General features: G+C 70.9%; 18 protein-coding genes, 3 tRNA genes and 1 pseudogene. 1 reads left to right on the top strand and 21 read right to left on the bottom strand.

The window, feature by feature from the left end; all coding sequences use genetic code 11:
• The 9 genes from rpsJ to rpoB form a co-directional block, all read right to left on the bottom strand.
• Window positions 1-309, bottom strand: a complete 309-nt coding sequence (rpsJ, locus tag IEY94_RS15225) for a 30S ribosomal protein S10 (RefSeq protein WP_189112283.1) — start codon at window positions 307-309, stop codon at window positions 1-3.
• Window positions 310-706: 397 nt separating this feature from the next.
• Entirely contained in the window at window positions 707-1,900 is a 1,194-nt protein-coding gene (gene tuf, locus IEY94_RS15220; protein WP_189170828.1) for an elongation factor Tu, read from the bottom strand.
• Between the two features lie 148 nt (window positions 1,901-2,048).
• Complete coding sequence (gene fusA / locus IEY94_RS15215) at window positions 2,049-4,145, bottom strand: elongation factor G (RefSeq protein WP_189170827.1); 2,097 nt, start codon at window positions 4,143-4,145, stop codon at window positions 2,049-2,051.
• 38 nt (window positions 4,146-4,183) lie between these two features.
• Window positions 4,184-4,654 carry a 30S ribosomal protein S7 gene (gene rpsG, locus IEY94_RS15210; RefSeq protein ID WP_189170826.1) on the bottom strand — a complete coding sequence of 157 codons (471 nt, stop codon included), beginning with the start codon at window positions 4,652-4,654 and terminating at the stop codon, window positions 4,184-4,186.
• Window position 4,655: 1 nt separating this feature from the next.
• Window positions 4,656-5,030 (bottom strand): 30S ribosomal protein S12, encoded by a 375-nt coding sequence (gene rpsL / locus IEY94_RS15205; protein WP_014440718.1) that lies wholly within the window; start codon window positions 5,028-5,030, stop codon window positions 4,656-4,658.
• 503 nt (window positions 5,031-5,533) lie between these two features.
• Complete coding sequence (locus tag IEY94_RS15200; RefSeq protein ID WP_189170825.1) at window positions 5,534-6,217, bottom strand: hypothetical protein; 684 nt, start codon at window positions 6,215-6,217, stop codon at window positions 5,534-5,536.
• A gap of 433 nt (window positions 6,218-6,650) precedes the next feature.
• Window positions 6,651-6,962, bottom strand: coding sequence for a hypothetical protein (locus tag IEY94_RS15195; protein WP_189170824.1), 312 nt, complete (start codon window positions 6,960-6,962; stop codon window positions 6,651-6,653).
• Window positions 6,963-7,071: 109 nt separating this feature from the next.
• Window positions 7,072-10,962, bottom strand: coding sequence for a DNA-directed RNA polymerase subunit beta' (locus IEY94_RS15190; protein ID WP_189170823.1), 3,891 nt, complete (start codon window positions 10,960-10,962; stop codon window positions 7,072-7,074).
• A 239-nt stretch (window positions 10,963-11,201) separates the two neighbouring features.
• The gene (gene rpoB, locus IEY94_RS15185; RefSeq protein WP_189170822.1) at window positions 11,202-14,651 is read right to left on the bottom strand and encodes a DNA-directed RNA polymerase subunit beta; all 3,450 of its coding nucleotides are present in this window, start codon (window positions 14,649-14,651) and stop codon (window positions 11,202-11,204) included.
• Window positions 14,652-15,205: 554 nt separating this feature from the next.
• Between rpoB and IEY94_RS15180 the strand changes: the two genes are divergently transcribed.
• Window positions 15,206-15,778 carry a DoxX family protein gene (locus IEY94_RS15180; protein WP_189170821.1) on the top strand — a complete coding sequence of 191 codons (573 nt, stop codon included), beginning with the start codon at window positions 15,206-15,208 and terminating at the stop codon, window positions 15,776-15,778.
• Between the two features lie 99 nt (window positions 15,779-15,877).
• Here the strand turns inward: IEY94_RS15180 and rplL are convergent, their stop codons facing one another.
• From rplL to IEY94_RS15120, 12 genes and pseudogenes are all read right to left on the bottom strand, one after another.
• Window positions 15,878-16,264 carry a 50S ribosomal protein L7/L12 gene (rplL, locus tag IEY94_RS15175; RefSeq protein WP_189170820.1) on the bottom strand — a complete coding sequence of 129 codons (387 nt, stop codon included), beginning with the start codon at window positions 16,262-16,264 and terminating at the stop codon, window positions 15,878-15,880.
• A 56-nt stretch (window positions 16,265-16,320) separates the two neighbouring features.
• On the bottom strand, window positions 16,321-16,860 hold the full coding sequence (rplJ, locus tag IEY94_RS15170) for a 50S ribosomal protein L10 (RefSeq protein ID WP_189170819.1): 540 nt from the start codon (window positions 16,858-16,860) through the stop codon (window positions 16,321-16,323).
• Between the two features lie 323 nt (window positions 16,861-17,183).
• Window positions 17,184-17,897, bottom strand: a complete 714-nt coding sequence (rplA, locus tag IEY94_RS15165) for a 50S ribosomal protein L1 (protein ID WP_189170818.1) — start codon at window positions 17,895-17,897, stop codon at window positions 17,184-17,186.
• A gap of 218 nt (window positions 17,898-18,115) precedes the next feature.
• Window positions 18,116-18,808 (bottom strand): annotated as a pseudogene (nusG, locus tag IEY94_RS15160) (transcription termination/antitermination protein NusG); the annotation flags it as partial.
• A 323-nt stretch (window positions 18,809-19,131) separates the two neighbouring features.
• Window positions 19,132-19,488 (bottom strand): preprotein translocase subunit SecE, encoded by a 357-nt coding sequence (gene secE / locus IEY94_RS15155; protein WP_189170817.1) that lies wholly within the window; start codon window positions 19,486-19,488, stop codon window positions 19,132-19,134.
• A gap of 168 nt (window positions 19,489-19,656) precedes the next feature.
• A tRNA-Trp gene (locus IEY94_RS15150) sits at window positions 19,657-19,729 on the bottom strand.
• A gap of 135 nt (window positions 19,730-19,864) precedes the next feature.
• Window positions 19,865-20,275, bottom strand: coding sequence for a MaoC/PaaZ C-terminal domain-containing protein (locus tag IEY94_RS15145; RefSeq protein ID WP_189170816.1), 411 nt, complete (start codon window positions 20,273-20,275; stop codon window positions 19,865-19,867).
• Between the two features lies 1 nt (window position 20,276).
• The gene (locus IEY94_RS15140) at window positions 20,277-20,720 is read right to left on the bottom strand and encodes a MaoC family dehydratase N-terminal domain-containing protein (protein ID WP_189170815.1); all 444 of its coding nucleotides are present in this window, start codon (window positions 20,718-20,720) and stop codon (window positions 20,277-20,279) included.
• A gap of 91 nt (window positions 20,721-20,811) precedes the next feature.
• Window positions 20,812-20,979: a 50S ribosomal protein L33 gene (rpmG, locus tag IEY94_RS15135; RefSeq protein ID WP_189170814.1), complete on the bottom strand. Its 168-nt coding sequence runs from the start codon at window positions 20,977-20,979 to the stop codon at window positions 20,812-20,814.
• A 113-nt stretch (window positions 20,980-21,092) separates the two neighbouring features.
• Window positions 21,093-21,165 (bottom strand) — tRNA-Met (locus tag IEY94_RS15130).
• A 30-nt stretch (window positions 21,166-21,195) separates the two neighbouring features.
• Window positions 21,196-21,271 (bottom strand) — tRNA-Thr (locus IEY94_RS15125).
• A gap of 124 nt (window positions 21,272-21,395) precedes the next feature.
• The gene (locus IEY94_RS15120) at window positions 21,396-23,918 is read right to left on the bottom strand and encodes a putative bifunctional diguanylate cyclase/phosphodiesterase (protein WP_189170813.1); all 2,523 of its coding nucleotides are present in this window, start codon (window positions 23,916-23,918) and stop codon (window positions 21,396-21,398) included.
• Between the last annotated feature and the right edge of the window lie 51 nt (window positions 23,919-23,969).

The raw sequence follows: 23,969 nt of genomic DNA, 5'->3' as shown, positions 1-23,969 counted from the left end.
CTACAGCTTGATCTCGATGTCGACGCCGGCCGGCAGGTCGAGCCGCATCAGCGAGTCGACCGTCTTCGGGGTCGGGTCCAGGATGTCGATGAGGCGCTTGTGCGTGCGCATCTCGAAGTGCTCCCGCGAGTCCTTGTACTTGTGCGGCGAGCGGATCACGCAGTAGCGGTTGATCTCCGTCGGCAGCGGCACCGGGCCCGCCACGTGAGCACCGGTCCGCGTGACGGTCTCGACGATCTTGCGCGCCGAGGAGTCGACGACCTCGTGGTCGTACGCCTTGAGCCGGATGCGGATCTTCTGTCCCGCCATGATGGCTTCCGTTCCTTCTCTTCTGCGATCCTCGCCGGCACACCGCCGACGCACCGACCTTTTCTCCGACCCCCGCGGTCGGGCGTGTCGCGATCTCGGGCGGTCCACGGCGCGGACAACTTCGTCCTACCCGGGCCCGCTCGGCGCGCCACGCCGCCGGCCGGAAATCCGGCCGGCTGGTCCTGACCTGCGGAAGTGGGGCGACATGAAGGCCGGTGGCCTCCGGTCGCCGCGAGTGGTGGCCCGTTCACCCCGCCGATGGGGAGTGCCCCGGCCGCCCGCTACGCAACCTGTTCATTATGCCGTACCGCGTACGGCACCCGAACGCGGGGGTGGCCACTCGTGCGGAGCGGCCCGACGCCCGCTCCCCGACACGCGGGGAGCGGGCGTCGCCGTGTCACTTGATGATCTTCGTGACCCGACCGGCGCCGACGGTGCGGCCACCCTCGCGGATCGCGAAGCGGAGGTTGTCCTCCATCGCGATCGGCTGGATCAGCTTGACCGCCATGCTGGTGTTGTCGCCCGGCATGACCATCTCGGTGCCCTCGGGCAGCGTGACGACGCCGGTGACGTCCGTGGTGCGGAAGTAGAACTGCGGACGGTAGTTCTGGAAGAACGGCGTGTGACGGCCGCCCTCCTCCTTCGACAGGATGTAGACCGTGGCCTCGAACTCCGTGTGCGGGGTGTTGGTCCCCGGCTTCACGCAGACCATGCCGCGCTCGACGTCCTCGCGCTTGATGCCGCGCAGCAGGAGGCCGACATTCTCGCCCGCGCGGGCCTCGTCGAGGACCTTGCGGAACATCTCGATCGCCGTGACGGTGGTCTTGATCGACTTCTCCCGGATCCCGACGATCTCCACCTCCTCGTTCGGCTTGAGAATGCCACGCTCCGCGCGACCGGTGACCACGGTGCCGCGGCCGGTGATCGTGAAGACGTCCTCGATGGGCATGAGGAACGGCTTCTCGACCTCCCGCTCCGGCTCCGGGATCGCGGTGTCGACCTGGTCCATCAGCTCCAGCAGGGCCTCCGACCACTTCGGGTCGCCCTCCAGGGCCTTGAGCGCCGAGACGCGGACGACCGGCAGGTCGTCGCCCGGGTACTCCTGGTTCGACAGGAGCTCCCGGACCTCCAGCTCGACCAGGTCCAGCAGCTCCTCGTCGTCGACCATGTCGCTCTTGTTGAGCGCCACGACGATGTAGGGAACGCCGACCTGGCGGGCCAGCAGCACGTGCTCGCGGGTCTGCGGCATCGGGCCATCGGTCGCCGCGACCACCAGGATCGCGCCGTCCATCTGGGCGGCACCGGTGATCATGTTCTTCACGTAGTCGGCGTGACCGGGGCAGTCCACGTGCGCGTAGTGCCGCGCCGCGGTCTGGTACTCGACGTGCGCGATGGCAATCGTGATACCGCGGGCCTTCTCCTCCGGCGCCTTGTCGATCTCGTCGAACGGCGTGTAGGGGTTCAGGTCCGGGTACTTGTCGTGCAGCACCTTGGTAATGGCCGCGGTCAGCGTCGTCTTGCCATGGTCGATGTGACCGATCGTGCCGATGTTCAGGTGCGGCTTAGTCCGCTCGAACTTCGCCTTCGCCACTGGTGTCCTCCTGTGGACTTCCGGTTCGTACGCCCCGCGTGCTGTTGCCCGCTAGGGACTCTGTCGACGGTCTCCCCGGGTCACCCCGGGGAAGCCTGGTTGCGGCCGTCAGGCCCGATGGGGCGCAAGCCCGCCCCGACCACCGGTGTTACTCGCCGGTGGCCTTGGCGATGATCTCCTTCGCGACGCTCTGCGGAACCTCGGCGTAGGAGTCGAACTGCATGCTGTAGCTCGCCCGGCCCGCCGTCTTCGACCGCAGGTCGCCGACGTAGCCGAACATCTCCGACAGCGGCACCAGGGCCCGGACGACGCGCGCACCGGCGCGCTCGTCCATTGCCTGGATGGTGCCACGCCGCGAGTTGATGTCGCCGATGACGTCACCCATGTTCTCCTCCGGAGTGGTGACCTCGACCGCCATCATCGGCTCGAGCAGCGCGGGGTCGGCCTTGCGGGCCGCGTCCTTCAGCGCCATCGAGCCGGCGATCTTGAACGCCATCTCGGAGGAGTCGACCTCGTGGTACTGGCCGTCGACCAGGGTCAGCTTGACGCCCACCAGCGGGTAGCCGGCCAGGATGCCGTACTGCATGGCGTCCTGGGCGCCGGCGTCGACCGACGGGATGTACTCCCGCGGCACCCGGCCGCCGGTGACCGCGTTCGCGAACTCGTACGTCGGGGCGTCGTTGTCCAGCGGCAGCGGCTCCAGCGAGATGATGACCCGGGCGTACTGGCCCGAACCACCGGTCTGCTTCTTGTGGGTGTACTCGACCTTCTCCACCGCGCGGCGGATGGTCTCCCGGTACGCCACCTGCGGCTTGCCGATGTTCGCCTCGACGTTGAACTCGCGGCGCATCCGGTCGACCAGGATGTCCAGGTGCAGCTCGCCCATGCCGGCGATGATGGTCTGGCCGGTCTCCTCGTCGTTGTTGACCCGGAACGTCGGGTCCTCCTCGGCGAGGCGCTGGATGGCGGTGGAGAGCTTCTCCTGGTCGGCCTTGGTCTTCGGCTCGATGGCGACCTGGATGACCGGCTCCGGGAACGTCATCGACTCCAGGATGACCGGGTTGTTCGGGTCGCACAGCGTGTCGCCGGTGGTGGTCTGCTTCAACCCCTGGACCGCGATGATGTCGCCGGCCTGCGCGGAGGGGCGCTCCTCCCGCTTGTTGGCGTGCATCTGGTAGATCTTGCCGATGCGCTCCTTGCGGTCCTTGGTCGAGTTGATGACCTGCGACCCGGACTCCAGGGTGCCGGAGTAGACGCGCACGTAGGTCAGCTTGCCCAGGTGCTTGTCGGTCTGGATCTTGAAGGCCAGCGCCGAGAACGGCTCCTTCGCGTCCGGCTTGCGCAGCAGCGTCGTCTCGCCGTCGGTCGCGGTGCCCTCGATCGCCGGGATGTCCAGCGGCGACGGCAGGTACTCCACGACGGCGTCGAGCATGGGCTGCACGCCCTTGTTCTTGAACGCCGAGCCGGTCAGCACCGGGTTGGCCTTGCCCGCGATCGTCGCCTTCCGGATCGCGGCCTTGATCTCGGCGACGCCGATGTCCTCGCCCTCGAGGTACTTCTCCATGATCGAGTCGTCGACCTCGGAGAGCGTCTCCATCAGCTTCTCGCGCCACTCGGCGGCCTGCTTGACGAGGTCGGCCGGGATCTCCTCGACCGCGTAGTCCTCGCCCTTCTGGGTCTCGCCGCGCCAGGTCAGCGCCCGCATCTCGACCAGGTCGACGACGCCGATGTGCTCGCCCTCGGTGCCGATCGGGATCTGCAGAACCAGCGGCGTGGCCTTCAGCCGGTCGATCATCATCTGGACGCAGCGGAAGAAGTCCGCCCCGGTGCGGTCCAGCTTGTTGACGAAGCACATGCGCGGGACGTTGTACTTGTCCGCCTGCCGCCAGACGTTCTCCGTCTGCGGCTCCACGCCCGCCACACCGTCGTAGACCGCGACCGCACCGTCGAGCACCCGCAGGGAGCGCTCCACCTCGACCGTGAAGTCGACGTGGCCAGGCGTGTCGATGATCTGGATCGTGTGGCCCTTCCACTCGCACTTCGTGGCGGCGGAGGTGATGGTGATGCCCCGCTCCTGCTCCTGCTCCATCCAGTCCATGACCGCGGCGCCCTCGTGGACCTCGCCGATCTTGTACGTGATGCCGGTGTAGAACAGGATCCGCTCGGTGGTGGTGGTCTTACCGGCGTCGATGTGCGCCATGATGCCGATATTGCGTACCTTGGCGAGCGCGTCTGCGGCGGCCACTGCTTCGTCCCTACTTCGTCGTCTTCAAAAGGGGCTGGTTACCAGCGGTAGTGCGCGAAGGCCTTGTTGGACTCCGCCATCTTGTGCGTGTCCTCGCGCCGCTTGACGGCGGCACCGAGGCCGTTGCTGGCGTCGAGCAGCTCGTTCATCAGTCGCTCGACCATCGTCTTCTCCCGGCGGGCCCGCGAGTACTGCACGAGCCAGCGCAGCCCCAGCGTCATCGCCCGGGCCGGCCGCACCTCGACCGGCACCTGGTACGTCGCGCCACCGACCCGGCGGCTGCGGACCTCCAGGGTCGGCTTCACGTTGTCCATCGCCCGCTTGAGCACGACCACCGGGTCGGTGCCCGACTTCTCCCGCGCGCCCTCGAGGGCCTCGTACACGATCTTCTCGGCGAGACCGCGCTTGCCGCGGAGCAGGATCTTGTTCACCAACTGGGTGACCAGCGGCGAGTTGTGCACGGGGTCCGGCGTCAACGGACGACGCGGTGCGGGGCCCTTACGCGGCATGTCAGCTCTTCTCCTTCTTCGCACCGTAGCGGCTACGGGCCTGCTTGCGGTTACGAACGCCCTGGGTGTCCAGCGAACCGCGAACGATCTTGTACCGAACGCCGGGGAGGTCCTTCACCCTGCCGCCGCGGACGAGCACGATCGAGTGCTCCTGCAGGTTGTGGCCGACGCCCGGGATGTAGGCGGTGACCTCGATCTGGCTGCTGAGCTTCACCCGGGCGACCTTGCGCAGCGCCGAGTTGGGCTTCTTCGGGGTGGTGGTGTAGACGCGGGTGCACACCCCGCGCCGCTGGGGGCTCCCCTTCAGCGCCGGCGTCTTCGTCTTGCTCGTCTTCGCCTGGCGGCCCTTGCGGACCAACTGCTGGATCGTGGGCACCGGGTCTCTCCGCTCCCTGTCTGTTGACGCGCCATCGCCGGTAAACGGCGCGACGGGCCTTTCGGCCGTCGTTCACGGCCGCGCCGACTGCTGTGCCGGTCCGACCGGAGGCCGGGCCGTGGTGGTGCGCGGGCCGTCTCCGACCCCCGCGGTCGGGCGTGTCGCCCGACGCGCGCTTGCGCGCGCTCATCCCGGGCGATCAGCGCGGGCGCTGTCCGCTCGGGCGGCACACTGAATGCGTGCCGGTCTGCCATTGTCGCCGGTGCGCCCGGGCGGCCCGACACCGGGTCGGCGTCGTACCGCGCGACGGTGCCGGACGGGCGGGCGATCGAGCGCCCTCGCCGCGGACAACGCGCACACGAGTGCGCCCGGGCAGGCCCCGGGCACGATCGCAAAGAGTACCGACCGCCGGGACGGAGGTCAAAACCGGGTCCCCGCCGCCGCGCGCCAGTCTAACGACCGGCCCGGCGGCGCGCTGACCAATCCCCCGCCGCGGCGGCCGGTCAGGTCAACTGGATCAGCGCCGCGCCGCCGAGCGCGCACAGCGCCAGCGCGATGGCCAGCCCGCCGGTCACGACCGCCCACACCGCCGCGCCCCGGCCGCGCAGCCCGCCGGAGGACCGGCGGATCTGCCGCAGGGCGTACGTACCCAGGCCGACCGCTCCCCCGCCGAGCAGCACGGTGAGGATCGCGATCGCGCCGGCCACCAGCACGCCCCAGCCGGCGGTGGCGCCGCCCAGCCCGAGCAGGACGGCGAGCAGGCTGACCAGCAGCGCGCCCAGGCCGGCGACCAGCGCGCCGATCGCCATCCCGGCGACCGAGCTGGGTACCGGCATGAGGCCGAGGACGTACCCGCTGCCGGGCACGGGCACGTACCGGGCCGGGGCGGGCCAGTGCGCGGCGTGCGGGCCGGGGTGGTGGGTGGCCCGGCTGGGGTAGCCGGGGGCCGGTCCGCCGGGGTATGGCGGGACGGCGGCCGCCGCGGCGGCGAGCCCCGGCACCCGGCCGGCCTCCGGGCGCCCGCCGTGCGGGTGGCCGCGGTCCGGGGGCCCGCCGTACAGGTGGCCGCCGGGTGCGTACCCGGACGGGCCGGGCGGGCCGTACCCGGCAGAGCCAGCCGCGGGCGGACCGTACCCGGCAGGACCGGCCGCGGGCGGCGTGGGTGCGTCGGGGTGGCCGGCGTGCACGGCGTGGTGGTGCGGGCCGTGCCGGCCGTGGTGGTGCGGCGCGTGGCCCGCCGGCGGGAGGTAGCGCTGCGGGGGCGCCGCGTGGCCGGGCGGCGGCCCGCCCGAAACCGCCGCGGCCGGCGCGCCCGGCGCGTAGTGGGGCGGGGTGCCGCCCGCCGGACCCCGACCGGACCCGGCGCCCGGCGGTGCCTGACCCGCAGGCGGCGCGTGACCCGCTGACGGGACGTGGTCCGCTGGCGGGACGTGGTCCGCTGGTGGGGCGTGATCCGGTGGCGGCGCGTGACCCGGTGGCGGGGCGTGGTCCGGGGAGGGAGGGCCCGGCGGTGGCGCGTGCTCCGGGGCGGGGCGGCCCCACGGCCGGTGGTCCGGCGGGACGTGGCCCGGCTCGGTCATGGCGCTCCCCGTCCTCTCGGTCCGGCGCCGCGCGCCGCGCTCACTGCACCGTAGCCGGGAAGTCCGGGTCGCCGGCGCCCGACCACCACGTCCACATGGCCCAGCCGACCGCACCCACGGCCGCGAGGCCCAGGCCGATGAAGGCGAGGATCTCGCCGGCCCGCACGTACGGCGCGCCGGCCAGGTACCCCGCGGCGGCACGGGCCTCCCGCCGCGCCTGCGCGCCGAGCTGGAGCGCGACGACGGCCGGCAGCACCCCGACGACGAGGACGCCGGTCAGCACGGCGACCGTGCCCAGGGTGAGGACGGCGGGCGCCTTGGAGGCGGGCGTCGGCTGCTGTACGGCTACCACGCTCCCTGGATACCACCGCCAACGCCGCCGCGGCGGCATCCCTCGGGATGCCGCCGCGGTCAACGGCACTGGACCTACCGGTACGACCCGACTGTCACCGCGTACCGCGTCAGCGGTACGACCCGAAATCGAAGTCGTCCAGCGGGACCGCCTGGCCCGAGGCGGGGCCGAAGCCGTAGTCCGCCTCCGGGTACCCGGTCATCGAGTACACCTTGGCCTTGGCCTCCTCGGTCGGCTCGACCCGGACGTTGCGGTACTTGCTGATGCCCGTACCGGCCGGGATGAGCTTACCGATGATGACGTTCTCCTTGAGCCCGATGAGCGAGTCGCTGCGGGCGTGGATCGCGGCATCGGTGAGCACCCGGGTCGTCTCCTGGAAGGAGGCCGCCGACAGCCACGAGTCCGTGGCCAGCGACGCCTTGGTGATACCCATCAGGATCGGCCGGCCGGCGGCCGGCTCGGCGCCCTCGGCGACGGCCCGGCGGTTCTCCGACTCGAACACCGCGCGGTCCACGAGCACGCCCGGCAGGAACTCGGTCGAGCCGGAGTCGATGACCGTGACCCGCTTGAGCATCTGCCGGATGATGATCTCGATGTGCTTGTCGTGGATGAGCACGCCCTGCGACCGGTAGACCTCCTGGACCTCCTGGGTCAGGTGGACCTGGACGGCCCGCGGGCCGAGGATGCGCAGCAGCTCGTGCGGGTCGATGGTGCCCTCGGTGAGCTTCTCCCCGACCTTGACGTGGTCGCCGTCGTGGGAGCGCAGCCGGACCCGCTTGGAGATCTTGTCGTGGACGATCTCGTCGCTGCCGTCGTCCGGCACGATGATGATCTTCCGGGACCGCTCGCCGTCCTCGATCCGCACCCGGCCGGGGGTCTCCGCGATCGGCGCCTTGCCCTTGGGCACGCGCGCCTCGAAGATCTCCTGGACCCGGGGCAGGCCCTGGGTGATGTCCTCACCCGCGACGCCACCGGTGTGGAAGGTACGCATCGTGAGCTGCGTACCCGGCTCGCCGATGGACTGGGCGGCGATGATGCCGACCGCCTCGCCGACGTCGACCGTCTTGCCCGTGGGCAGCGAGCGGCCGTAGCAGGCGCCGCAGACGCCGAGCTTGGACTCGCAGGTCAGCACCGACCGGACCCGGACCTCGCCGATGCCGGCCGCGACCAGCTTGTCGATGAGGATCGAGTTGAGGTCGGCGCCGCGCTCGACGACGAGGTTGCCGGCCGGGTCGGACATGTCGTCGGCCAGCGTCCGGGCGTGCGCGCCGGTCTCGGCGAACTCGTGCACGACCAGCGCGCCGTCGTCCAGCTTCTCGCCGATCTGCATCGGGATCGCCCGGTCGGTGCCGCAGTCCTCCTCGCGGATGATGACGTCCTGGGAGACGTCGACCAGCCGCCGGGTCAGGTAACCCGAGTCGGCGGTCCGCAGGGCGGTGTCGGCCAGACCCTTGCGGGCGCCGTGGGTGGAGATGAAGTACTCCAGCACCGACAGGCCCTCGCGGTACGAGGACTTGATCGGCCGCGGGATGATCTCACCCTTGGGGTTGGCCACCAGGCCGCGGATCGCCGCGATCTGGCGGAGCTGGAGCAGGTTGCCGCGGGCACCCGAGTTGATCATCTTCCACAGCGGGTTCTCCTGCGGCAGCGCCGTCTCCATCTCCTTCGCGACCTCCTTGGTCGCGTCGGTCCAGATGTCGATCAGCGAGCTGCTGCGCTCCCCCGCGGTCATCAGACCGCGCTGGTACTGCTTGTCGATGACCTCGGCCTTCTTCTCGTACGACTCGAGGATCTCCCGCTTGCGCGGCGGGGCGATGACGTCGCCGATGCCGATCGTCACGCCGGACCAGGTGGCCCAGTGGAAACCGGCCTCCTTGAGCGCGTCCAGCGTGGCGGCCAGGGCCACCTTCGGGAACCGCTCGGCCAGGTCGTTGACGATCGCCGAGAGCTGGCCCTTGCGGACCTCGTAGTTCACGAACCGGTACCCCGGCGGCAGGGTCTCGTTGAACAGCACCCGGCCCAGCGTCGTCTCGACGACCAGCGGCTCGCCCGGCACCCAGTCCTCGGGCGCCGACCAGCTCGCGCCGCCGGGGCCGTTGTCGACCTCGATGACGCCGGTCAGCCGGATCCGGACCGGGGCCTGCAGGTCCAGCTCGCTGTTGTCGAAGGCCATCCGGGCCTCCGAGTCGGAGCTGAACGTCCGCCCCTCGCCGGCGCCGCCCGCGCTCTGGTGGGTCAGGTGGTACAGGCCGATGACCATGTCCTGCGTGGGCATGGTCACGGGCTTGCCGTCGGCCGGCTTGAGGATGTTGTTGCTGGACAGCATGAGGATGCGGGCCTCGGCCTGCGCCTCGGACGACAGCGGCACGTGCACCGCCATCTGGTCGCCGTCGAAGTCCGCGTTGAACGCGGTGCAGACGAGCGGGTGGATCTGGATCGCCTTGCCCTCGACGAGCTGCGGCTCGAACGCCTGGATGCCGAGGCGGTGCAGGGTCGGCGCCCGGTTCAGCAGGACCGGGTGCTCGCCGATGACCTCCTCCAGCACGTCCCAGACGACCGGCCGCTGCCGCTCGACCATCCGCTTCGCGCTCTTGATGTTCTGCGCGTGGTTCAGGTCGACCAGCCGCTTCATCACGAACGGCTTGAACAGCTCCAGCGCCATCTGCTTCGGCAGGCCGCACTGGTGCAGCTTCAGCCGCGGGCCGACGACGATGACGGACCGGCCGGAGTAGTCGACCCGCTTGCCCAGCAGGTTCTGCCGGAACCGGCCCTGCTTGCCCTTGAGCATGTCGGACAGCGACTTGAGCGGGCGGTTACCGGGGCCGGTGACCGGGCGGCCGCGGCGGCCGTTGTCGAACAGCGCGTCGACGGCCTCCTGCAGCATCCGCTTCTCGTTGTTGACGATGATCTCCGGCGCGCCCAGGTCGATCAGCCGCTTGAGCCGGTTGTTCCGGTTGATCACCCGGCGGTACAGGTCGTTCAGGTCGCTGGTGGCGAACCGGCCGCCGTCGAGCTGGACCATCGGCCGCAGGTCCGGCGGGATCACCGGGACGCAGTCCAGCACCATGCCGCCCGGCGAGTTGCTGGTGTTCAGGAACGCCGCGACGACCTTCAGCCGCTTGAGCGCGCGGATCTTCCGCTGGCCCTTGCCGGTCCGGATCGTCTCGCGCAGGTTGTCGGCCTCCGCCGCCAGGTCCATGGTGTCGAGCAGCGACTTGATCGCCTCGGCGCCCATGGCGCCGGTGAAGTAGTCGCCGAACCGGTCGCGCAGCTCGCGGTAGAGCAGCTCGTCGGTGATGAGCTGCTTGACGTCCAGCTTGCGGAAGGTGTCGAGCACCTCGTCCAGCCGGTCGATCTCGCGCTGGGCCTTGTCCCGGATCTGGCGCATCTCGCGCTCGCCGGACTCCTTGACCTTGCGCCGGACGTCCGCCTTGGCGCCCTCGGCCTCCAGCTCGGCGAGGTCCGCCTCCAGCTTGGTGGCCCGGCGCTCGATCTCGGCGTCGCGGGCGTTCTCGAGCTGCCGCTTCTCGGCGAAGATCTCGTTCTCGACCGTGGACAGGTCGCGGTGCCGCGCCTCGGCGTCGACCGTGGTGATCACGTACGAGGCGAAGTAGATGATCTTTTCGAGGTCCTTGGGCGCCAGGTCCAGCAGGTAGCCCAGCCGGCTCGGCACGCCCTTGAAGTACCAGATGTGGGTCACCGGCGCCGCCAGCTCGATGTGCCCCATCCGCTCGCGGCGCACCTTGGCCCGGGTCACCTCGACGCCGCAGCGCTCACAGATGATGCCCTTGAACCGGACCCGCTTGTACTTGCCGCAGTAGCACTCCCAGTCCCGGGTGGGACCGAAGATCTTCTCGCAGAACAGCCCGTCCTTCTCCGGCTTCAGGGTCCGGTAGTTGATGGTCTCGGGCTTCTTCACCTCACCGTGCGACCACTGCCGGATGTCCTCGGCGGCGGCCAGCCCAATTCGAAGCTCATCGAAGAAGTTGACGTCGAGCATCCGCTATCCCTCGAGTCTGGTGGTGCCGGTTTTCTTTACGTCTATTGCGCTTTTCTCGGGCCCGGGATCAGGGGCTGGCTCGCCAGCCCCTGATCCCTTTCCGTTGCGCTTTGTGAAACCGGAGGTTGGTAAGCCTGTTGTGGTGCAGGCCACACCCTTACTCGCGGTTTCTGTTGCTTATCGGGCGCTCGGCTTGTGGGGGCCCCGCCCCCACAAGCCTCACGTGTCCGAATTCAGCGTCACACTTCGTCGACCGTGATAGCGCCCTCGTTGGGACGGCGAGAGAGGTCGATGCCGAGTTCCTCCGCGGCGCGGAACACCTCGTCGTCGGTTTCGCGCATCTCCAGGGCCACGCCGTCGCTGGACAGCACCTCGACGTTGAGGCACAGCGACTGGAGCTCCTTCAGCAGGACCTTGAAGGACTCCGGGATGCCCGGCTCCGGGATGTTCTCGCCCTTGACGATCGCCTCGTAGACCTTGACCCGGCCCACCACGTCGTCGGACTTGATCGTCAGCAGCTCCTGCAGGGCGTACGCGGCACCGTACGCCTGCATCGCCCAGCACTCCATCTCGCCGAAGCGCTGGCCACCGAACTGCGCCTTACCACCCAGCGGCTGCTGGGTGATCATCGAGTACGGACCGGTCGACCGGGCGTGGATCTTGTCGTCGACCAGGTGGTTCAGCTTCAGGATGTAGATGTAGCCGACCGCGATCGCGTCCGGCAGCGGCTCACCGGAGCGGCCGTCGAAGAGCTGGGCCTTGCCGGTGGAGTTGACGAGCTGGACCCCGTCCCGCGTCGGCAGCGTGCTGTCGAGCAGGCCGGTGATCTCCTCCTCCTTCGCGCCGTCGAAGACGGGCGTGGCGAGGTTCGTGTCCGGCTCGGACTCGCTGGCGCCGATGGCGTGCAGCGACTTCTTCCACTCGGCGTCCTCGCCCTCGACCTTCCAGCCCGTCTTGGCCAGCCAGCCGAGGTGCGTCTCCAGGACCTGCCCGATGTTCATCCGGGACGGGACGCCCAGCGGGTTCAGCACGATGTCGACGGGCGTGCCGTCGCTCAGGAACGGCATGTCCTCGACCGGAAGGATCTTGGAAATGACGCCCTTGTTGCCGTGCCGGCCGGCGAGCTTGTCGCCGTCCTGGATCTTGCGCTTCTGGGCCACGTACACCCGGACCAGCTCGTTGACGCCCGGCGACAGCTCGTCGCCGTCCTCGCGGGAGAAGGTCCGGACGCCGATGACCGTGCCGGTCTCGCCGTGCGGCACCTTCAGCGAGGTGTCCCGGACCTCGCGCGCCTTCTCGCCGAAGATCGCGCGGAGCAGCCGCTCCTCCGGGGTCAGCTCGGTCTCGCCCTTCGGCGTGACCTTGCCGACCAGGATGTCGCCGGGGACGACCTCGGCGCCGATCCGGATGATGCCGCGCTCGTCGAGGTCGGCGAGCATCTCCTCGGAGACGTTCGGGATGTCCCGGGTGATCTCCTCGGGGCCGAGCTTGGTGTCCCGCGCGTCGACCTCGTGCTCCTCGATGTGGATCGAGGTGAGGACATCCTCCTGGACGAGGCGCTGCGACAGGATGATCGCGTCCTCGTAGTTGTGGCCCTCCCAGCACATGAACGCCACGAGCAGGTTGCGCCCGAGCGCCATCTCGCCGTCGTCGGTGCACGGGCCGTCGGCGATGACCTGGCCCGCCTCGATCCGGTCGCCCTCGAAGACGATCGGCTTCTGGTTGACGCAGGAGCCGGCGTTGGAGCGGCGGAACTTGTGCAGCAGGTACGTCCGGCGGTAGCCGTCGTCCTGCAGGATCGTGATGAAGTCCGCGCACAGGTCCTCGACCACGCCCGCGATCTCCGCCACGACCACGTCGCCGGCGTCGACGGCGGCCCGGTACTCCATGCCCGTACCGACGAACGGCGCCTCGGCCTTGACCAGCGGCACCGCCTGGCGCTGCATGTTCGCGCCCATCAGGGCGCGGTTGGCGTCGTCGTGCTCCAGGAACGGGATCATCGCGGTGGCGACGGAGACCATCTGCCGCGGCGACACGTCCATGTAGTCGACGGCGGCCGGGGCGACGAAGTCGACCTCACCGCCCTTCCGGCGAACCAGGACCCGGTCCTCGGCGAAGGCGCCGTCGCTGCTCAGCGGCGAGTTGGCCTGCGCCTTGACGAACCGGTCCTCCTCGTCGGCGGTCAGGTAGTCGATCCGGTCGGTGACCCGGCCGTCGACGACCTTGCGGTACGGCGTCTCGATGAAGCCGAACGGGTTGACCCGGGCGAACGTCGACAGGGCGCCGATCAGGCCGATGTTCGGGCCCTCGGGCGTCTCGATCGGGCACATCCGGCCGTAGTGCGACGGGTGCACGTCCCGGACCTCGAAGCCCGCCCGCTCCCGGGACAGACCGCCCGGGCCGAGCGCGCTCAGCCGGCGCCGGTGGGTCAGGCCCGCCAGCGGGTTGGTCTGGTCCATGAACTGGGAGAGCTGCGAGGTGCCGAAGAACTCCTTGATCGCCGCCACCACCGGGCGGATGTTGATCAGGGTCTGCGGCGTGATCGCCTCGACGTCCTGCGTGGTCATCCGCTCGCGGACGACCCGCTCCATCCGGGACAGGCCGACCCGGACCTGGTTCTGGATCAGCTCGCCGACCGTGCGCAGGCGCCGGTTGCCGAAGTGGTCGATGTCGTCGGCCTCGTAGACCTGACGCTCGTCCGGCTCCTCGCCGGTGTGCAGCTTGCACAGGTACTCGACCGTGGCGACGATGTCGTCCTCGGTCAGCACCCCGGTCGTCATCGGGACGTCGACCAGGAGCTTCTTGTTGAACTTGTACCGACCGACCTTGGCGACGTCGTACCGCTTCGGGTTGAAGAAGAGGTTGTCGAGCAGGGTCTGGGCGTTCTCGCGCGTCGGCGGCTCGCCGGGGCGCAGCTTGCGGTAGATGTCGAGCAGCGCCTCGTCCTGGCCGCCGACGTGGTCCTTCTCCAGCGTGGTCATCATCAGCTCGGACCAGCCGAACTTCTCGCGGATCTGCTCCGCGGACCAGCCGACCGCCTTCAGCAGCACGGTGACGGCCTGCCGCCGCTTGCGGTCGATGCGGACCCCGACGGTGTCCCGCTTGTCGATGTCGAACTCGAGCCACGCGCCGCGGCTCGGGATGACCTTCACGCTGGTGAGGTCGCGGTCGGACGTCTTGTCCGGCTGCTTGTCGAAGTACACGCCCGGGGACCGGACGAGCTGGGAGACCACGACGCGCTCGGTGCCGTTGATGATGAACGTGCCCTTGGGCGTCATCATCGGGAAGTCACCCATGAAGACGGTCTGGCTCTTGATCTCGCCAGTCGTATTGTTGGTGAACTCCGCGGTCACGAACAGCGGCGCGCAGTACGTCAGATCCTTCTCCTTGCACTCCTCGATCGAGGCCTTGACCTCGTCGAAGCGGGGCGCGGAGAAGGACAGCGACATTGTGCCGGAGAAGTCCTCGATGGGACTGATCTCCTCGAGGATCTCGGCCAGGCCGGAGCGCGCGTGCGCGACCTCGGCCGACCGGGTCTGCCATGCCTCGTTGCCGACCAGCCAGTCGAATGACTCGGTCTGGATGGCGAGGAGGTTGGGCACCTCAAGGTGTTCGGTGATCCTGCCGAAGGAGATCCGGCGGGGAGCTAGCGAATTACGACTGGTCTTCGCAGGGCGGGAAGCTGCCAAGATGCGTCCTTCCGAGGACCGGTGCTGCAACGGCCGTTTCACGCGCACTCCGAGGGCCCCACACCAAGATCAACCGACGATCGCGGGCAGATTTGGGCAGGAAAACGTTCGGAAGGCAGCGCAAACTAGCAGTGTAGCCGAGCGGCCAACCGCTGTCCAGCCACCACCGCGCGGCGCCCGGATACGGCTACCACGGTACGAGCGGCGGCGGCCGTTCGCACCCGGAAACCGGGCTTGCGCGGCCGCGGACAACGGTGAACCGGGTGGAGCACGGCGGCGCGGCCGGGGACGCCGAACGGTCCCAGGGCCCGCCGCGGTGTGCGCCGGTGACCCGCGGGGCGGGTGGCTCACGTCGCGCCGGAAGGCTGTGCTGATGTCAGCGTGCCTGGCCAGGCAGATCCAGTCAAGGGCCGGACTGCGGGTTGCAACCGAGAGATCGCGCTCCGCCCCCGAACCGCACCGGAGAACGGGACAAACCACCCGGTCCTCGCGCAGTATCGAGGGATGGAGCAGATCCCGGGGCACACCCCTCCACCCCGCGGGGGAACCGGCCGATGACCACCCCCACGGCGGACGTCCGCACGGTGCTCACCCGGCGCAGCCGGCGGCTGGCCTGGTTCCTGCAGTGCGCCGTCGCGCTGTACCTGCTGCTCGGGGCCGGCGTCCCCAAGCTGCTCGGCGACCCGGCGGCGGTGACGCTGTTCGCCGACATCGGGGCCGGGCAGTGGTTCCGGTACGTCGTCGGGTCGCTGGAGGCCCTCGGCGCGATCGGGCTGCTGATCCCCCGGCTGACCGGGCTCGCGGCCGCCGGGCTGGCGCTGGTGATGGCGGGCGCGGCGGTCACCCAGGTGGTCGTACTCGGCCACCCCGACCTGGCCCGGGCGCCGACGCTGCTCGCGGCGATCCTGGCGTTCGTGGCGTGGGTCCGCCGGGACACGCTCCCGCACCGCGCCCGCCGCCGCCGGGCCGCCGCGCCAGCGCCCCCCGACACTCCGCCGCCCGCCGCCGCGCCGCCGCTGCCCGACCCGCCTCCCCCGGCCGGGGCAGCTCGGCCCGCCGACGCCCCGCCCGCCGAGACCTCGCCGCCCGCCGCTGCGCGGGAGCCGGACCGGCCGCCGCCCGGCTGACCCCCGGCCGCCGTACCGCGGCAAGTCCCGCCCGGAAACGAGCCGTGGGCGGGACCCCGGTTCGGGGGTCCCGCCCACGGCGGACGCGTCGGCGTCAGGTCACTTGAGGGTGACCTTGGCGCCCTCGGCCTCCAGCTTCTCCTTGGCCTTCTCGGCGGTCTCCTTGTTGACCTTCTCGAGAATGGCCTTCGGCGCGGCCTCGACGGTGTCCTTGGCCTCCTTCAGGCCCAGGCCGGTCAGCTCGCGCACGACCTTGATGACCTGGATCTTCTTGCCGCCGTCCGACTCCAGCACGACGTCGAACTCGTCCTGCTCGACCGGGGCGGCGGCCTCGCCACCGCCACCGCCGCCGGCGGCGGCGATCGCGACCGGCGCGGCCGCGGTGACCTCGAAGACCTCCTCGAACTGCTTCACGAACTCGGAGAGCTCGATCAGCGTCATCTCCTTGAAGGCGTCCAGCAGCTCGTCGGTGCTCAGCTTCGCCATGTGGGGCGTCCTTTCCTGGCTTTCTCTACGACGTGTGGGTGGGGCGGCGGTGGGCGTCAGCCCTCGCCACCCTCGCTGCGCTTGTCGCGCAGAGCCGCGGCCGCGCGGGCGGCCTTGGCCAGCGGGGCCTGGAACAGGGCCGCAGCCTTGCTCAGGTTGCCCTTCATGGCGCCGGCCAGCTTGGCCAGCAGCACCTCGCGGGACTCGAGGTCGGCGAGCTTCTTGACCTCGTCGGCCGAGATCGCGCGCCCCTCGAACACCCCGCCCTTGATGATCAGGTGCGGGTTGGTCTTGGCGAAGTCGCGCAGGCTCTTCGCCGCCTCGACCGGGTCGCCGGCGACGAAGGCGAGCGCGGTAGGACCGGTGAACAGCTCATCGAGGCCCGCGATGCCGGCCTCGACCGCGGCGCGCTTGGCCAGCGTGTTCTTGGCGACGGAGTACTTGGCACCCTGGCCGAGCGACCGGCGCAGCGTGGTGAGCTGGGCGACCGTCAGGCCGCGGTACTCGGTCAGCACGGTGGCCGGCGAGTTCTTGAAGCTGTCGGTCAGCTCGGCGACCGCGGCGGCCTTGTCGGACCGTACAGGCTTGTCCGCCATGTCCCTCCTCTCTCGTGGTTCGGGCTGGCGCCTCGGGGGCGGGCCTACCGACGAAAGACGCCCCGGCGCAGGGCGCACGGGGCGGAGGGCGGCGCGGGGCCGCTCGTCGCTGCCGTTCTCCCTGCGCGGGTCGCCCGCCGTGGCGGGACCTTCGGCCGATCGGGGTTCGATGCGGCGACCAGCGGTCTGTGGGTGGAACTACACCCGGTACTGTACCCGGCCGCCCGGGCCGCGTTCCCGGCGACCCCCGCGGCCGGGCCGCGGCGCCGGCGGGAACGGCGAAGGGCGCCCCGCGGGGCGCCCTTCGTGCGTTGCGGCGGACGTCAGACGACGTCGGTCTCGCGCAGGTTCTTGATCACCTTGGGGTCGATCGGGACACCCGGGCCCATCGTCGTGCTCAGCGTGACCTTCTGCAGGTACGTGCCCTTGGCCGACGACGGCTTGGCGCGCAGCACCTCGTCCAGCACGGCGGCGTAGTTCTCGACGAGCTGGTCGGCGCTGAACGACGCCTTGCCGATGATCAGGTGCAGGTTCGAGTGCTTGTCCACCCGGAAGCTGATCTTGCCGCCCTTGATGTCGGCCACCGCCTTGGCGACGTCCATCGTGACCGTGCCGGTCTTCGGGTTCGGCATGAGGCCGCGGGGGCCGAGGATGCGGGCGATCCGGCCGATCTTGGCCATCTGGTCCGGGGTGGCGATGGCGGCGTCGAAGTCCAGCCAGCCCTCCTGGATCCGGGCGACCAGGTCGTCGGTGCCGACGACGTCGGCGCCCGCGTTCGTGGCCTCCTCGGCCTTGGCGCCGCCGGCGAAGACGACGACCCGGGCGGTCTTGCCCGTACCGTGCGGGAGGTTCACCGTGCCGCGGACCATCTGGTCGGCCTTGCGCGGGTCGACGCCCAGCCGCATGGCCACCTCGACGGTCGCGTCGAACTTGGCCGGGTTGGTCTTCTTGGCCAGCTCGACGGCCTCGACCGGCGGGTACAGCTTCGCCCGGTCGATCTGGTCGGCGGCCTTGCGGTAGCTCTTGCCGTGCTGCATGTCGTTGCTCCTGTGGTCGATGGCGGGCGCGCCGCGCGGGGGCGCCCTCCCACATGGTCGGGGTACCGGCCCGGCCCGCGTGCGGGGCACGGCGGGCGGCGGACCGCCGACCAATCTAACCCGGGCGCCCGCCGACCCGGCGGCCGACCCGGGAACGGATCGAGGGCCGTACCCCGCGGGGTACGGCCCTCGATCGACGCGCTCGGAGCGGGCGCCGGTCAGATCTTGGCGACCTGGTTGAAGTTCAGCTCGACCGGCGTCTCCCGGCCGAAGATCGACACCAGCACCTTGAGCTTCTGCTGGTCGGCGTTGATCTCGCTGATCGTGGCCGGCAGCGAGGCGAAAGCGCCGTCGGTGACGGTGACCGAGTCGCCCTCCTCGAAGTCCAGGACCTTGACCTCGGGCTTGGCCTTCTTGGTCTCGGTCTCGACCGCGGGGGCCAGCCACTTCATGACCTCGTCGAGGCTCAGCGGCGCCGGGCGGTCGGCCCGGTCGGTGGCGCCGACGAAGCCGGTCACGCCCGGCGTGTTGCGCACGCAGGAGTACGACTCCGGGGACAGCTCCATCCGGACCAGCAGGTAGCCCGGGAAGACCTTGTTCTGTACCTGGAGCCGCTTGCCGTTCTTGACCTCGACCTCTTCCCGGGTCGGCACCTCGACCTGGTAGATGAACTCCTCCATGTCGAGGGAGGTGATCCGGGTCTCGAGGTTGGTCTTGACCTTGTTCTCGTAGCCGGCGTACGAGTGCACGACGTACCACTCGCCCGGCGCGAAGCGCAGCTTCGCCCGCAGCGCGGCGACCGGGTCGAACTCCTCCTCGGCCGCGGGCTCGGCGTCGTCGTCCCCGTCCCCGGCGTCGTCCCCGCCGGCGGCATCGTCCCCGGCGGCCGCGACGGGCTCGTCATCGGCGGCCTCGTCGGCAGCGGCCTCGTCGGCAGCCGGCTCGTCGTCCCCGGCGACCGGCTCATCGGCGGCGGCCGGCTCGTCGGATGCGGCGACCGGCTCGTCGTCGGCGGCGGCGTCGGGCGTCGGCTCGGCGTCCGCTGTGGTCGCCGCGTCCGCTGTGGTCGCCGCGGCCGGCTCGACGAGTGCGGCGCCCGGCGAGGAATCCCCCGCGGCAGCGATCGCCTCGGCGGCGTCCGGCTGCCCCGGCGCGGAGTCGTCGACCACCGACGCCCCGTTGCCGGTCCGGGCGGTCTCGTCGTACTCAGGCACGCTCGCTCACTTCCGTCGGGTTACTTCTTGCCGCTGCCGAACAGGGCGAGGATGCCCTTGGCGAAGCCGTAGTCGAGGCCGACGACGATCGCCGTGAGGATCGACAGGAAGACGATCACCACGGCGGTGTACGTGACCAGCTCTTTGCGGGTCGGCCAGATGACCTTACGCAGCTCCGCCACGATCTCGCGGAAGAACCGACCGAGGCGGCCGATGGGTCCCACCCGGCCCGAACTCTTCTTGGCCTCGCGTACCGGGCTGTCGTCCTCGACGGCGTCGACCCGGCCGTTGTCGTCCGCGGGGTCCGCGGCGGTCTCCGGCTCGTCGTCGAACTGCTCGTCGGCGGGCTCCTCGCCGCGCCGCTTGTCTTCCGCCACTTCGCCCTCTTCCATCGCGGGGTGTCTGTCGCGCCGCCACGTCGGCCGCCCGCCGATGTCCGGCGGGCCGTGACGCGCGCTGCGGGACCGCGGCGGGCCCCGTGGTCCCGGACGACCCTCGGCGACCCCGCTTCGCGGGACCACCCGGGAGCCGTCCGGCCCCAGGCGCAGGGGCGACAGGACTCGAACCTGCAACCTGCGGTTTTGGAGACCGCTGCGCTGCCAATTGCGCCACACCCCTAGGTGGGAGTGAACCTACACCGAGCACAGGGCGAACGACGGATGACCCGTCGGGTGCGCATGCCGGAGCAGGGGTATCAGCCCCACGGCGGACCAGTGTACGGGTTGCGCCGGGAGTTTCCCAACCGGGCGGAAGTTACCCCTGACCACTATCGGGCGTCGGCCAGCGGACCAGCGCCCTGGCCTGCGCGAGCACCTTCTCGCCGGCGCAGGTGACGGTCAGGTCCAGCCGGGTGAGCCCGGCGTCGTCCGGCTCCCGGCGCACCGCGTCGACCGTCAGCTCGGCGCCGGCGTCGTCGTCCGGGACGACCACCGGGCGGGCGAACCGCACGCCGTACTCGACGATCGCGTCCGCCCGGCCGACCCACGCGGCGACCGCGCGCCCGGCCAGCGCCATCGTGAGCATGCCGTGGGCGATGACCCCCGGCAGGCCCACCGCGGCGGCCTGCCGGTCGCTCCAGTGGATCGGGTTGAAGTCGCCGGAGGCGCCGGCGTACCGGACGAGGTCCGCCCGGGTCACCCGGTAGGTCTGGGTGGGCAGGCCCATGTCACTCCCCTCGCACGACGAGCTTGGCGGACACCTCGGCGACCGGCTCGCCCGCGGGCGTGCGCAGCTCCGAGCGGGTGGTCAGGAAGCCGTGGCCGCCGCGCGTGGTGACCTCGGCGATGCGGTGCACGCAGACGATCTCGTCGCCGGCCCGGACCGGGCGGGCGTGGGTGAACCGCTGCTCGCCGTGCACCACCCGGCTGAAGTCCAGGCCGAGGTCGGGGTCGGCGTAGACGACGTCCATGGACGCGCCGGAGATCACGATCGCGAAGGTCGGCGGGGCGATCACGTCCGGGTGGCCGAGAGCGCGGGCGGCGGCGGGGTCGTGGTGGACCGGGTCGGTCGCGCCGATCGCGCGGGCGAACTCGCGGATCTTCTCCCGGCCGACCCCGTACACGGGCGCCGGCGGGTAGGTGCGGCCGGCGTACGCGGGATCCAGTGGCATGGCTGCTGACCCTACCGGGGCCGCTCGGGGCCGCCGAACGCGCGACGCCCCCGAGCGGGGCTCGGGGGCGTCGCAGTGGCCGGTGGGCGCGTCAGCGGGTCTCGCGGTGCGCCTGGTGCTTGCCGCAGCGGGGGCAGAACTTCTTCAGCTCGACGCGGTCCGGGTCGTTGCGGCGGTTCTTGCGCGTGATGTAGTTGCGCTCCTTGCACTCCACACACGCCATAGTGATCTTGGGACGTACATCGGTCGCCTTGGCCACGGCGGAGTGCCTTCCTCGCTGAAGTCAACCTAACGGCGTACCAGACTAGCCGCTGGCCGTGCCGCGCTGCAAAGCGGGTCCGGGGCGAACCCGCGACGTCCGGGACGTCACCGTAGCGGTGGCCGGACTTGAACCGGCGACACAGCGATTATGAGCCGCTTGCTCTGCCATCTGAGCTACACCGCCGCGACCGAAACCGGCGTGCCGACCTCGGGTTGGAGCCCCCTTACGGAATCGAACCGTAGACCTTCTCCTTACCATGGAGACGCTCTGCCGACTGAGCTAAGGGGGCGCATGACCACGGGGAGCAAGCCCCTGTGGACGCGCAGGAGTAAGAGTACACAACCGCCCCGGGGCCCGGAAACCAGATCCCCCCACTCGCCGCGAACCCACCCCTACGCTGGGCGAACCCGGCGCTACGGCACCGCCCGCAGGCGGCGCACCTCGCCCGCCGGGGTGCGCTCGGCCTCGGTCTGCTGGCCGAGCCACGCCTCCAGCCGCTCGTACGGCAGCGGCCGGCTGAACAGGAAGCCCTGGCCCACGTCGCAGCCCATCTCGCGGAGCAGGTTGAGCGTCAGCTCGCTCTCCACGCCCTCGGCGACGACGGTGAGGCCGAAGTGGCGGGCCAGGTCGACCACCGCCCGGACGATCGCCAGGTCGCCGGGGTCGGTCGCCATCCCCTGCACGAAGGTGCGGTCGATCTTGACCTCCTGCACCGGCAGCCGGCGCAGGTAGGACAGCGAGGAGTAGCCGGTCCCGAAGTCGTCCACCGAGAGCTGCACGCCGATCTCGTGCAGCCGCTGCAGGGTGGGCATCGGCCGGTCGGGCGCGCCGCCGTCCTCGGCCACCTCGAACGTCACCCGGGCGGGGTCGACCTCGAACTCGCGGATCAGCCGCTCCACCCGGTCCGGGAAGGTGGCGTCGACGAGCGTCCGGGAGGAGAGGTTGACCGCGACGTTGAGCGGGCGGCCGGCGTCGGCCCACTGCCGGCACCGGCGCAGGCCCTCCTTCAGCACGGCCTCGGTGAGCCGGCTGAGCTGCCCGGTGTGCTCGGCGACGGCGACGAAGTCCTCCGGGTCGACCGAGCCGTGCGCGGGGTGCTCCCACCGGGCCAGGCACTCGACGCCGACCAGGTGCTTGTCCGCCAGCGACACCTGCGGCTGGAAGTAGATCTCCAGCTCGTCCTGGTCGATCGCGCGGCGCAGGTCGTTGGCCAGGCCCAGCCGGCGCACCGAGCGCGACTCCAGCGCCGGGTTGAAGACCTGCACCCCGGCCGGGATCAGCTCCGCCGCCCGGGCGGCCACGTCGGCCCGCTGGATGAGCGTCGCCGGGTCGCTGCCGTGGTCCGGGTGCACGACGACGCCGACGGCCGTGTCCACGTCCAGGGTCAGGGCGCCGAAGTCCATCGGCACCCGGAGCTGCTCGCGCAGCCCGGCGGCCAGCACGGCGGCGGCCTCCACGTTCTCCACCCGCAGCGTGACCACGAACTCGTCGCTGCCCAGCCGGCCGACCAGCGCTGCCGGCGGGGCCAGCTCGCGCAGCCGCTTGGACACCTCGACCAGCAGCCGGTCGCCGGCGGAGTGGCCGAGCGAGTCGTTGACGTCGCGCAGCCCGTCCACGTCGAACAGCAGGACCGCGACCACCTCGCCGGGCGCGCGGAACTTCACCGACTCCTCCAGCGCCTGGAGCACCCGGCGCCGGTTGGGCAGCCCGGTCAGGGCGTCGTGGTACGCGTCGAAGCGCAGCCGGTCGACCAGCCGCGAGTTCTCCACCGCCACGCCGACGTGCGCGGCGACGGTCTCCAGCAGCCGGACGTCCTCGGGGTGGAAGGAGTTCACATCGCCGATCCGCCCGGCCACCTCCAGGCAGCCGATGACGACCGGTCCGGAGCGCAGCGGTACGACGATCACGTCCGTGCCGACCCGGGGCGTGGCCGCGGCGGGCGGGTCGAAGTTCGCCCCCACCGCGATGGTCTCGCCGTGCTCGACGGCGTACCGGCGCAGCGCGTCCGGCGTGCCCGGCAGGTCGATCAGCCCCGGTACGTCGATCTTCGAGGTCAGCAGGATCTCGGGGTGCCGCCGGTCGGCCGGCAGCCACAGCGTCGCGTACTGCGCGCGCAGCATCTGCCGGGTGCCGTGCAGCAGCCGGTCGTACAGCGTCGTCTCGTGCCGCGTCTCGCGCACGTGCTCGGTCAGGTCGTACAGCTCCTGCAGCCGGTGGTGCTGGCGCATGAACCGCGAGTACGACCGGTACGCCAGCACGAACGACACGCCGAGCACGCCGAGCAGGGCGACCGCCCACGCGCTCTGCTTCAACACCAGCAGCACGACCAGGCCGAGCGTGATGTTGACGACGCCGACCGCCAGCGCGGGCACGGCCATCCGGGTGACCTCGTGCCAGGCCCGCCGCCCGTGCGCGATCGCGAGCACCGCGGACATGCTGGCGATCATCACGAGGATGTGCAGCAGGACCGCGCCGACCAGGACCAGCCAGGTCTCGACGTTGGCGGTGTCCAGCGGCCGGTACGCGGCCACCATCGCCGCGGCGGCGCTCGTGCTGGCGGCCTTGGTGAAGAAGTTGAACCACTGCTTGATCGCGGTCGCGCCGAGCCGGCCGCGGACCAGGTAGATCATACCGGCGGCGGCCAGCCGCACGACGATCAGCGGTACGGCGGGCAGGTAGAACAGCGCGAGCAGCAGCGGCAGCTCGGAGATGTTGATGCTGAAGACCTGCCGCCGGAAGTCGACCCGCAGGTAGGCGGCGTCAGCGGCGATGAAGAGGACGAGGAAGCACAGGGCCTGCGGCCACTGGTCCAGCGTCGGCTTGCCGTCGTAGCTGAGAGCGACACCGGTGAGGGCCGCCGCCACGAGACCGAGCGCGCCGGTGACCAGCCAAATGAGCTGGGGCGGGCGCGCATCGGCGACGACGGGCTTGGACACCAGCGGCCCCTAGGTTTCGCGTCGGGTAGCCCTCCCGGCCGGAGCCGGAGG

Source organism: Pilimelia anulata, from assembly GCF_014647895.1.
GTDB lineage: Bacteria > Actinomycetota > Actinomycetes > Mycobacteriales > Micromonosporaceae > Pilimelia > Pilimelia anulata.
Note: the sequence above shows the minus strand (reverse complement) of the source record. Positions and strands in the feature narration are given on the sequence as shown.